This is a genomic window from Streptomyces sp. NPDC006265 (assembly GCF_040613555.1).
In the GTDB taxonomy this organism is placed as follows: domain Bacteria; phylum Actinomycetota; class Actinomycetes; order Streptomycetales; family Streptomycetaceae; genus Streptomyces.
This window is the reverse complement of sequence record NZ_JBEXSH010000239.1, coordinates 1-10726: the sequence shown is the minus strand read 5'-3', so window position 1 is coordinate 10726 and position 10726 is coordinate 1. Positions and strand designations below refer to the sequence as shown.

The following is a 10726-nucleotide window of genomic DNA, read 5'->3' as shown; positions in this document are numbered from 1 at the left end:
GTCGACGCCAAGGACAGCGACGACCCGAAGGCGGTCTTCACCGAGACCGGCGACGAGATCAAGGGCCTGAAGGACGTCGTCAGTCGGGCGGCACGCCCCAGGTGCTCGCCGTCGTCATCCCCGTCGCCGTCGCCGTCGGCGTCGGCATCGGCATGGGGGTCGTCGTAGGTCTCGTCGTACCCGGCGTAGCTTTCGCGCACGTAGTCGGACCCGTCCGGTGCATCCGGCCCTGCCGACCTCTCCGGCTCGACGTCGGGGGCCCCGGCCACGCCGGCGCCGTACCCGCCGTACTCCGGCCCGCGCCTGCGCAGCGTTTCGGCTGAGGTGCCGCACCCCGGGCAGGCAAGGGCGCCGTTGAGGTGCCGTCGGCACGGGTCGCAGTAGTCCATGACGCGGGAAGATTAAGTTCCGCGCAGGTCACGTTCCTAGATCCAGCTGTGAAGGTTCTGTAGGGACACGGTCCACCCATGGTTTCGAAACTGTCGAAACCGTTATGCGCGCGACCCATTGACACCCCGACCGCCCGATCCTTACTGTCACGCCAGCATTTCGAACGTGTGCCGAAATCTCGAACAGACCGAGTCGCCGGAGCGCGTGCGGGATGCTGACGGAACAAACTGACGGAACTGAGCCGACGAAGCTGCGAGGGACAACCGCCGTGCGCATCACCGGAATCAGCACACACGTGGTCGGGACGCCTTGGCGCAACCTGACGTACGTCCAGGTGCACACCGACGAGGGGATCACCGGAGTCGGCGAGACCCGGATGCTGGGACACACCGACGCCCTTCTCGGATACCTGAGGGAGGCCGAGGCCAATCACATTCTCGGCTCCGACCCCTTCGCTGTCGAGGACCTCGTCAAGCGCATGAAGTACGGCGACTACGGCCGTGCGGGCGAGATCGTCATGTCCGGTATCGCCGTGATCGAGATGGCCTGCTGGGACATCAAGGGCAAGGCCCTGGGCGTCCCCGTCTGGCAGCTGCTGGGCGGCAAGGTCACCGACAAGGTCAAGGCGTACGCCAACGGCTGGTACACCACCGAGCGGACCCCGGAGGCCTACCACAAGGCCGCACAGGGCGTGATGGAGCGCGGCTACCGGGCGCTCAAGATCGACCCCTTCGGCACCGGCCACTTCGAGCTGGACCACCAGCAGACCCTGTACGCCGTCTCCCTGATCGAGGCGGTCCGGGACGCGATCGGCCCCGAGGCCGAGCTGATGCTGGAGATGCACGGCCGCTTCTCCCCCGCCACGGCCGTACGCCTGGCCAAGGAGCTGGCGCCGTTCAAGCCGGCGTGGCTGGAGGAGCCGGTCCCGCCGGAGAACCTCAAGGCGCTGGAGAAGGTCGCCGCCAAGGTCGACGTGCCGGTCGCCACCGGTGAGCGCATCCACGACCGGATCGAGTTCCGGGAGCTGTTCGAGAGCCAGGCCGTCGACATCATCCAGCCGGACGTCGGCCATATCGGTGGAATCTGGGAGACCAGGAAGCTCGCCGCGACCGCCGAGACGCACTACATGCTGGTGGCCCCGCACAACGTGGGCGGCTCGGTCCTGACCGCCGCGTCCCTCCAGGTCGGCTTCACCGCCCCGAACTTCAAGATCCTTGAACACTTCAACGACTTCGCCGACGCGGAGATCAAGAAGGTGGTCAAGGGCGCCCCGCAGGTGAACCCGGAGGACGGCTGCTTCCACCTCTCCGACGCCCCGGGCCTCGGTGTGGAGCTGGACGTCGACGCCGCCGCCGAGTTCCCCCAGCAGCAGGCCCGTTTCGACCTCTGGGCGGAGGGCTGGGAACAGCGCAAGCCGAAGGGCGCGCAGTGAGCACCGCGGTCGTCATCGACGCCCCGGGCGAGCACCGTCTCGTCCCGCACGAGCCCCGGCGGCCCGAGGCCGGCGAGGCGCTGGTCCGGGTGCACGCCTCGGGGATCTGCGGCAGCGACCGCGAGGTCTACCAGGGCAACCGCCCCGAGGGCTACGTGCGCTACCCGCTGACCCCGGGCCACGAGTGGTCCGGGACGGTGGAGGCCGTGGGCACCGGTGTCCCGGAGTCCCTCGTGGGCCGCAAGGTGGTCGGTGAGGGCTTTCGAAACTGTCAGGTCTGCGACCGCTGCCACGCGGGCGACACGACCCTGTGCACGGCCGGCTACGAGGAGACCGGGTTCACCCAGCCGGGCGCGATGGCGGCCACGCTGACCCTCCCGGCCCGCCTCCTGCACGCCCTCCCGGACGACTGCGACCTCACGGCCGCGGCGCTCCTGGAGCCCGCCGCGTGCATCGCGGCCGCCGCGCTGAAGGGCGACGCACAGCCCGGTGAACGCGTCGCCGTGGTCGGCACCGGCACCCTCGGCATGTTCGCCGTGCAGTTCCTGAAGGCGAACTCGCCGGCCGAGCTGCTGGTCGTCGGCACCCGCCGGGATCGTGAGGCGCTGTCACGGCAGTACGGCGCGACGGACTTCCGGACGAAGGACCAGGAACTCCCGGACGACTTCGACGTGGTGATCGAGACGGCCGGGTCCGCGGACGCCGCCCGGATCTCGGCCGGCCTGCTCAGGCGGGGCGGCCGGCTGGTCCTGACCGGCATCCCGGCGCCGAACGCCGACGGTCTCGACCCGACCGACCTCGTCGTACGGCAGCTGGAGGTGCACACCGTCTTCGGTGCGCCGCCGGACGCCTGGGCGCACACGGTGCGGGTGTTCGCCGCCGGTCTGCTCGACCCGCTGCCGCTGGTGACGCACGAGCTCCCGCTCACCGAGTTCTCGCAGGCCATCGAGCTGGTCGGGGCCGGTGATCCGAAGGTGGGCAAGGTCCTGCTCCGCCCCTAGACGTACGCCGGTACGGGGCAACCTGACGGCTCCCGTACCGGCGTACCCCAGCCTTGCCCTACCCAGAGCCGCGAACCTCGTCCGAAATATCGAACCGAAGGACATTCCTGTGACCGACGCTTCCGCCCCGGCCGCCCGCAGGCCCGGTGAGCAGGCGCTCACCGCCCTGGGCCTGAGCGCACCCGCCCCCGATCCCGCCGACGCCTCCCCGCACTCCTTCCCCGGCGGCGGCCGCTGGCGCACCGAGATCCCCTCCTGCGAGGGCCCCGAGGCGCTGGCGGTGGTGCTGAAGGAGGCCTCGCGGCTGGACGTGCCGATCCACCGGATCAGCCAGGGCAGCGGTGTGTGGATGCTGACCGACGCCGAGATCACCGAGATGGTCGAGTCGACCGGCGAACGCGACATCGAGCTCTGCCTGTTCACCGGCCCGCGCGGCACCTGGGACATCGGCGGGTCCACGCGCACCGACTCGCGGGGGGCCGGACTGCGCGCCCGCGGCCACGACGCCGTCGCCGGTTGCATCGAAGACGCCGTCAGAGCAACGGAGTTGGGCGTCAAGTGCCTGCTCGTCGCCGACGAGGGCGTACTGTGGACGCTGCACCGGGCACGGGCCGCCGGGATCATCCCGGCCGACACGACGCTCAAGGTCTCCGCGCTCATCGGGCCCGTCAACCCGGCCGCGTACGCGGTCTACGAGCGCCTCGGCGCCGACTCGGTCAATGTGCCGAGCGACCTGACACTCGACCACCTCACCGAGATCCGGCGGGTGTCGGGCGCTCCGATGGACATGTACATCGAGGCCCCCGACGACCTCGGCGGCTACGTGCGGATGTACGAGGTCGCCGAGCTGATCCGGCGCGGCGCACCGCTCTACCTGAAGTTCGGCCTGTCCAAGGCGCCCGGGATCTATCCCTACGGGCACCACATGCGGGAGCTGACCCTGGCCACCGCCAAGGAACGTGTGCGGCGCGGCCGACTCGCCCTGGACCTTCTGGCCCGTCATGGGGCCGACGGCGACATGGCGCCGCTGGGCTCGCGACTGCCGGGCGATATGCAACGGTTCGAAATCTCGTCATAACGTTCCGGAAACTCGCCTTACAAAAGACGACACAGCCGACCACAATCCCACACATCTTCTCGGTCTTTCCGGCACGACCACCCGGAGCGACTTCGCGCCTCCCAGACCGAGCCCTGCACACAGATCAAGGATGATGATCATGCGTAACCGCAGAGCCGCCCTCGCCGCCATAGCCGGAGCCGCGTCCCTCGCCCTGACCCTGTCCGCCTGCGGGCAGAACAGCGAGGGCGGCAGCGAGAAGAGCGGGGACAGCGCCAAGGGCGGCACCATCGGCATCGCGATGCCGACCAAGTCCTCCGAGCGCTGGATCGCCGACGGCAACAACGTCAAGAAGGACCTGGAGTCCAAGGGCTACAAGACCCAGCTGGTCTACGGCGAGGACGACCCGGACCAGCAGGTCTCGCAGATCGAGAACCTGATCACCCAGGGCGTGAAGGCGCTGATCGTCGCCGCCATCGACAACAAGTCGATGAACAACGTGCTCCAGCAGGCCAAGGAAGCCGACATCCCGGTCATCTCCTACGACCGTCTGATCCTCGGCACGGAGAACGTCGACTACTACGCGTCGTTCGACAACGAGAAGGTCGGCGAGCTCCAGGGCACCTACATCGTCGAGAAGCTCGGCCTGAAGGACGGCTCCAAGAAGGGCCCCTTCAACATCGAGCTGTTCGCCGGCTCCAACGACGACAACAACACCCGCTACTTCTTCCAGGGCGCGATGAACATCCTGCAGCCCTACATCGACAAGAAGCAGCTCGTCGTCCGCTCCGGCCAGACCAAGCTGAACCAGGTCACCACCCTGCGCTGGGACGGCGGCACCGCCCAGAAGCGCATGGACGACATCCTGACCTCGTCCTACAAGCGCGAGCGGGTCGACGCGGTCCTTTCCCCCTACGACGGCATCTCCATCGGCATCCTGTCGGCGCTGAAGTCCGACGACTACGGCTCCAAGAGCAAGCCGCTGCCGGTCGTCACCGGCCAGGACGCCGAGCTCGCCTCCGTGAAGTCGATCATCGCCGGCCAGCAGTCGATGACCGTCTACAAGGACACCCGCGAGCTCGCCAAGGTCGCCTCGAACATGGTCGACGCGCTGCTGAACGACAAGAAGCCCGAGGTCAACGACACCAAGACCTACGACAACGGCTCGAAGGTCGTCCCGGCGTACCTGCTGGAGCCCGTCGCGGTCGACAAGTCGAACTACCAGAAGGAGGTCGTCGACTCCGGCTACATCAAGGAGAGCGACCTCAAGTAGTCCCCGCCACCGACCGACGATTCACCACTGATTGGAAGGCACGACCATGGCGGGACCCGTCCTGGAGATGCGCTCGATCGTCAAGACCTTTCCCGGCGTCAAGGCGCTCTCGGACGTCACACTGACCGTCCGGCAGGGCGAGGTCCACGCCATCTGCGGGGAGAACGGCGCCGGCAAGTCGACCTTGATGAAGGTCCTCTCCGGCGTCCACCCGCACGGCACCTACGAGGGCGACATCCTCTTCGAAGGAGACGTCTGCCGCTTCAAGGACATCCGGGCCAGCGAAGAGCGCGGCATCGTGATCATCCACCAGGAACTGGCCCTGGTGCCCTACCTCTCCCTCGCGGAGAACATCTTCCTCGGCAACGAGCACGCCACCCGGGGGATCATCAGCTGGACCGAGACCCTGCGGCACGCCACCGAACTGCTGCGCCGGGTCGGTCTCTCCGACCACCCGGACACCCGCGTCGCCGACATCGGCGTGGGCAAGCAGCAGCTCGTGGAGATCGCGAAGGCCCTGTCGAAGAAGGTGAAGCTGCTCATCCTGGATGAGCCGACCGCCGCGCTGAACGACGAGGACAGCGGCAAGCTCCTGGACCTGATCCTGGAGCTGAAGAAGCAGGGCATCACCTCGATCATCATCTCCCACAAGCTCAACGAGATCCGCAAGGTCGCCGACTCGGTGACGATCCTCCGCGACGGCCAGACCATCGAGACCCTCGATGTGAAGGCTCCGGAGACCACCGAGGACCGGATCATCAGCGGCATGGTCGGCCGCGACCTGGAGCACCGCTTCCCGGAGCGGTCGCCGCACGAGGCCGAGGAGGGGGCGGCGCCCGCCCTGGAGATCCGCAACTGGACCGTGCACCACCCGATCGACCAGCAGCGCAAGGTGTGCGACGACGTGTCGCTCCACGTGCGGCGCGGGGAGATCGTCGGCATCGCGGGCCTGATGGGCGCCGGCCGCACCGAACTCGCGATGAGCGTCTTCGGCCGGACCTACGGCCGGTACGCGGACGGCACGGTCCTCAAGGACGGCAAGGAGATCCGTACGAAGACCGTCCCGGAGGCGGTCAAGCACGGCATCGCCTATGTGACCGAGGACCGCAAGCACTATGGCCTCAACCTCATCGACACCATCAACCGGAACATCTCGCTGAGCGCCCTGAGCAAGGTCGCCAAGCGCGGTGTGGTCGACGAGCACGAGGAGCGGCAGGTCGCCGAGGGCTTCCGCACGTCCATGAACATCAAGGCGCCGACCGTCTTCGAGCCGGTGGGCAAGCTGTCCGGCGGCAACCAGCAGAAGGTCGTCCTCAGCAAGTGGATCTTCTCGGGTCCGGAGGTGCTGATCCTGGACGAGCCGACGCGCGGTATCGACGTCGGTGCCAAGTACGAGATCTACACGGTCATCGACCAGCTGGCCGCCCAGGGCAAGGCGGTCGTCTTCATCTCCTCCGAGCTGCCCGAACTGCTCGGTATGTGTGACCGCATCTACACGATGGCCGCGGGGCGGCTGACGGGTGAGTTCTCGCGGGCCGAGGCCTCCCAGGAATCGCTGATGCGTCAGATGACGAAGGACAAAGAGGTAACCCGATGAGCACGGACGTGACCGCCAAGAGCCCGGCCCCCGCGCCGCCGGGCAAGAGCGGAGGGGCCGCGGGTGGCGGCCTGCTGCAGCTGGTGATGGACGGCATGCGCCGCAACATGCGGCAGTACGGCATGCTGATCGCCCTGGGCCTGATCGTGGCCCTGTTCGCCGTGTGGACCGACGGTGACCTGCTGCTGCCGCGCAACGTCTCCAACCTGGTGCTGCAGAACAGCTACATCCTCATCCTCGCGATGGGCATGATGCTGGTGATCATCGCCGGCCACATCGACCTGTCGGTCGGATCGCTGACGGCGTTCATCGGCTCGATGGCGGCCGTGTTCATGGTCAGGAACGATCTGCCCTGGCCGGTCGCGGTGATCCTGTGTCTGGCGGTGGGCGCGCTCGCGGGCGCCATCCAAGGATTCTTCATCGCCTACGGCGGCATACCGTCGTTCATCGTGACCCTCGCGGGCATGCTGATCTGGCGCGGCCTGACCGAGATCTTCCTGGAAGGTCAGACGCTCGGCCCCTTCCCGCGGGGCCTGCAGAAGATGGCCAACGGCTTCCTGCCCGAAGTCGGCCCGAACACCAACTACCACAACCTCACGCTTCTGCTGGGCTTCGCGTTGATCGCCTTCGTGGTCTTCCAGGAGGTCCGGGACCGCAAGCGGCAGCAGGAGTTCTCGCTCGACGTCCCGCCCACCAGCCTGTTCCTGCTGAAGCTGGTCGCGCTCGGCGCCGCCATCCTCACGCTGACGATGCTGCTGGCCAGCTACAAGGGCACCCCGATCGTGCTGCTCGTCCTGGGCGTGCTGCTCGTCGGCTTCGGCTATGTGATGCGCAACGCGATCATCGGCCGCCACATCTACGCGATCGGCGGCAACCTCCCGGCGGCCAAGCTGTCGGGTGTGAAGGACAAGAAGGTCACCTTCCTGGTCTTCCTGAACATGGGCATGCTCGCGGCCCTGGCGGGTCTGGTCTTCGCCGCCCGCTTCAACGCTGCCTCTCCCAAGGCCGGCCTCAACTTCGAGCTGGAGGCGATCGCGGCCTCGTTCATCGGCGGTGCGTCGATGAGCGGCGGTGTCGGCACCGTCCTCGGCGCGATCATCGGTGGCCTGGTCCTGGGCGTACTGAACAACGGTATGAACCTCGTCGGCATCGGCACCGACTGGCAGCAGGTCATCAAGGGCCTGGTCCTGCTGGCGGCCGTCGGGTTCGACGTGTGGAACAAGCGCAAGGTCGGTTCATAAGTCAGTTCGGGGCCCCGCCGCCAGGCGGGGCCCTCTCCTTATCGGGAGCCGCACACATGGAACTGAGCAGACGCACGGTCGTCGCGGGAGCGGCGGCGGGCATGGCCGCCACCACGCTCGGCGGCACGGCACACGCCACGGGAGGCAGGAAGCCGGTGAAGACGCTCTTCGGCAAGCTGGCCGACGGCACCAAGGTCTACAGCTGGGCGCTGGAGAACGGCGGCACCCGCCTGAAGGTCCTCTCCTGGGGCGGTGTCGTCCAGTCCCTGGAGATCCCCGACCGTCGCGGCCGCCACGCCAACGTCTCCGCGGGCTTCGACAACCTCGAGGACTACGTCGCGAAGACCCCGTACTTCGGCGCCCTGATCGGCCGGTACGGCAACCGCATCGGCAAGGGCAAGTTCACCCTCGACGGCAAGAACTACCAGCTGTCCGTGAACGACGGCGAGCAGAGCCTGCACGGCGGCACCCAGGGCTTCGACAAGCGCGTGTGGGACGTCGAGCCGTTCACCAAGGGCTCCGACGTCGGCCTGCACCTGTACTACACGTCCGTCGACGGCGAGATGGGCTACCCGGGCACGCTCAAGACGAAGGTGACGTACACGCTCACCCGGCACGGCGACTGGCGCATCGACTACGAGGCCACCACGGACAAGGCCACCGTCGTCAACCTCACCAGCCACGTCTACTGGAACCTGGCCGGCGAGGGCAGCGGCACGATCGAGGACCACGAGCTGCACATCGCGGGCTCCCGCTACACGCCCACCGACGCGGGCCTGATCCCCACCGGCGAACTGGCCAGGGTCGCGGGCACGCCCTTCGACTTCACCCGGGCCAAGCCGATCGGCCGGGACATCCGCACCTCGCACCCGCAGCTGGTCACCGCCAAGGGCTTCGACCACAACTGGGTCCTCGACAAGGGCATCACCTCCCGGCCCGAGCACGTCGCGACCCTGCGCGACCCGGCCTCCGGCCGCACCCTGAAGATCGCCACGAACGAGCCGGGCCTGCAGTTCTACTCCGGCAACTTCCTCGACGGCACGCTGACCGGCCCGTCCGGCCGCACCTACCGGCAGGGCGACGCACTCTGCCTGGAGACGCAGCACTTCCCGGACTCGCCGAACAAGCCGAAGTTCCCGTCGACGGTGCTGCGACCGGGGCAGACGTACCACACGACCACGATCCACACGTTCGGCTGCTGAGGCCACTGACAGGCCTTCACACGATGGGCACATGTTCCGACCGTTTTCCCGACGGTTGAACGGCGCCCCCGTGGTCTCCGTATGAATGGGCGGCCCGCGCTCCCCCGCGCGGGCCGCCCTTAAACGTCGGGCCCGTCCGTCCCCAACGGGCCCGCCCCACGCGGAGGTTCCATGGCCGACAACGTCACGTCGCTGTTCCGCAGTACCGCGGCACACAGCCCGTCGATGGCGGCTCTGACACGTGAGGGCGGCGAGGGAGCCGGCCCCGTGGACTTCTGTATCCCCTGCAACCCGTACTTCCCGACCCCGGCCATGTTCGAGGACATGGCGGGCCGGCTGCGCGACATCATCACGTACTACCCGAGCAGCGCCGACACGATCACCGCCGAGCTGTGCAGCCTGCTCCAGCTGCCCCCGCAGTGCGTGGCCATGGGCAACGGCTCGACCGAGCTCATCACCTGGATCGACCATCTGCTGGTCCGCGAGTCCCTCGCCGTCCCCGTCCCGACCTTCGGCCGCTGGACCGATCAGCCGATGGAGACCGGCAAGCGGGTCGACATGTTCCCCCTCCAGGAGTCCAGCGGCTTCGCCCTCGACCTCGCGCAGTACGCCGAGTTCATCCGGGCCCGCGGCACCCGCGTCGCGGTGATCTGCAACCCGAACAACCCCGACGGCGGCTTCCTGCACAAGCACGCCCTCGTGCAGTTCATGGACGCCATGGCCGACCTCGACCTGATCGTCATCGACGAGTCGTTCCTGGAGTTCGCCGACGCCGAGGCCGAGCCGTCGGTCGTCCAGGAGGCGATGCTGCGGCCCAACGTGGTCGTGCTGCGCAGCCTCGGCAAGAACTTCGGCCTGCACGGCATCCGCTTCGGCTACCTCGTCGCCAATCCGGCGCTCGCGAGCCGGGTCCGCTCCATGCTCCCGAAGTGGAACCTCAACTCCTTCGCCGAGCACGTCGTCTTCATGCTCAAGGAGCACGGCGCCGAGTACGCGCAGAGCCTGACGCAGGTGCGCCGCGACCGCCTCGACATGGCCGGCCAGCTCTCCTCTCTGCCCGGCCTCACGGTCTACCCCTCGCAGGGCAACTTCCTCTTCGTGCGCCTCCCCGTGGGCGCCGAGGGCACCGTGGTCCGGGACCGGATGCTCACCGAGCACCGGATCCTGGTCCGCGAGTGCGGCAACAAGATCGGTTCGTCCAGTCGCTTCCTGCGTCTCGTGGTGCGCCCCCAGGTGGACGTGCGTCGCCTGGTGTCCGGCCTGGAACAGGTGCTCTACGGGACGTCCAGGAGGGGAGCCGCCGTACCCGAGCTGGGCAATGGGACCAGCTACAGCTCGGGGACGGCGGCCGTGGACCGTCTGGTGAGCGAGACGAACGGGTCGGGCATGCGCGGGCTCGCGGCGCAGGCGGTGGGGATGGCCGCGGCGCCGGCCCCCGCCGCGGCCACGGAGGCCGGGAGGCCGAGGCTCGCCCCGGCGGCCGCGAGTACGGGTGGGGCGGGGTTCGCTCCCGCCGCGGCGGCCGTCGCCCCG

Annotated in this window: 8 protein-coding genes and 1 pseudogene; 8 read left to right on the top strand and 1 reads right to left on the bottom strand. The window is 68.3% G+C overall.

Going from position 1 to position 10726, the window contains the following annotated elements; translation table 11 throughout:
• A pseudogene (locus tag ABZ281_RS20370) lies at window positions 1-389 on the bottom strand (hypothetical protein); the annotation flags it as partial.
• Between the two features lie 269 nt (window positions 390-658).
• Here ABZ281_RS20370 and ABZ281_RS20365 point away from each other — a divergent pair.
• From ABZ281_RS20365 to ABZ281_RS20330, 8 genes are all read left to right on the top strand, one after another.
• Window positions 659-1822, top strand: a complete 1164-nt coding sequence (locus ABZ281_RS20365; protein WP_356657366.1) for a mandelate racemase/muconate lactonizing enzyme family protein — start codon at window positions 659-661, stop codon at window positions 1820-1822.
• Window positions 1819-2823: an alcohol dehydrogenase catalytic domain-containing protein gene (locus tag ABZ281_RS20360; RefSeq protein WP_356657364.1), complete on the top strand. Its 1005-nt coding sequence runs from the start codon at window positions 1819-1821 to the stop codon at window positions 2821-2823. Before ABZ281_RS20365 ends, ABZ281_RS20360 begins: the two co-directional genes overlap by 4 nt.
• A gap of 109 nt (window positions 2824-2932) precedes the next feature.
• The gene (locus tag ABZ281_RS20355) at window positions 2933-3901 is read left to right on the top strand and encodes a hypothetical protein (protein WP_356657362.1); all 969 of its coding nucleotides are present in this window, start codon (window positions 2933-2935) and stop codon (window positions 3899-3901) included.
• A gap of 139 nt (window positions 3902-4040) precedes the next feature.
• Window positions 4041-5153 (top strand): multiple monosaccharide ABC transporter substrate-binding protein, encoded by a 1113-nt coding sequence (gene chvE / locus ABZ281_RS20350; protein WP_356657360.1) that lies wholly within the window; start codon window positions 4041-4043, stop codon window positions 5151-5153.
• A 46-nt stretch (window positions 5154-5199) separates the two neighbouring features.
• Window positions 5200-6750, top strand: a complete 1551-nt coding sequence (gene mmsA, locus ABZ281_RS20345; RefSeq protein WP_356657358.1) for a multiple monosaccharide ABC transporter ATP-binding protein — start codon at window positions 5200-5202, stop codon at window positions 6748-6750.
• Complete coding sequence (mmsB, locus tag ABZ281_RS20340; protein ID WP_356657356.1) at window positions 6747-7991, top strand: multiple monosaccharide ABC transporter permease; 1245 nt, start codon at window positions 6747-6749, stop codon at window positions 7989-7991. The genes mmsA and mmsB overlap by 4 nt, the downstream gene beginning before the upstream one ends.
• 56 nt (window positions 7992-8047) lie before the next feature.
• Window positions 8048-9193 (top strand): aldose epimerase family protein, encoded by a 1146-nt coding sequence (locus ABZ281_RS20335; protein ID WP_356657355.1) that lies wholly within the window; start codon window positions 8048-8050, stop codon window positions 9191-9193.
• 171 nt (window positions 9194-9364) lie between these two features.
• Window positions 9365-10726 (top strand): histidinol-phosphate transaminase (locus ABZ281_RS20330; protein WP_356657353.1); only part of this gene is annotated, 1362 nt, incomplete at its 3' end.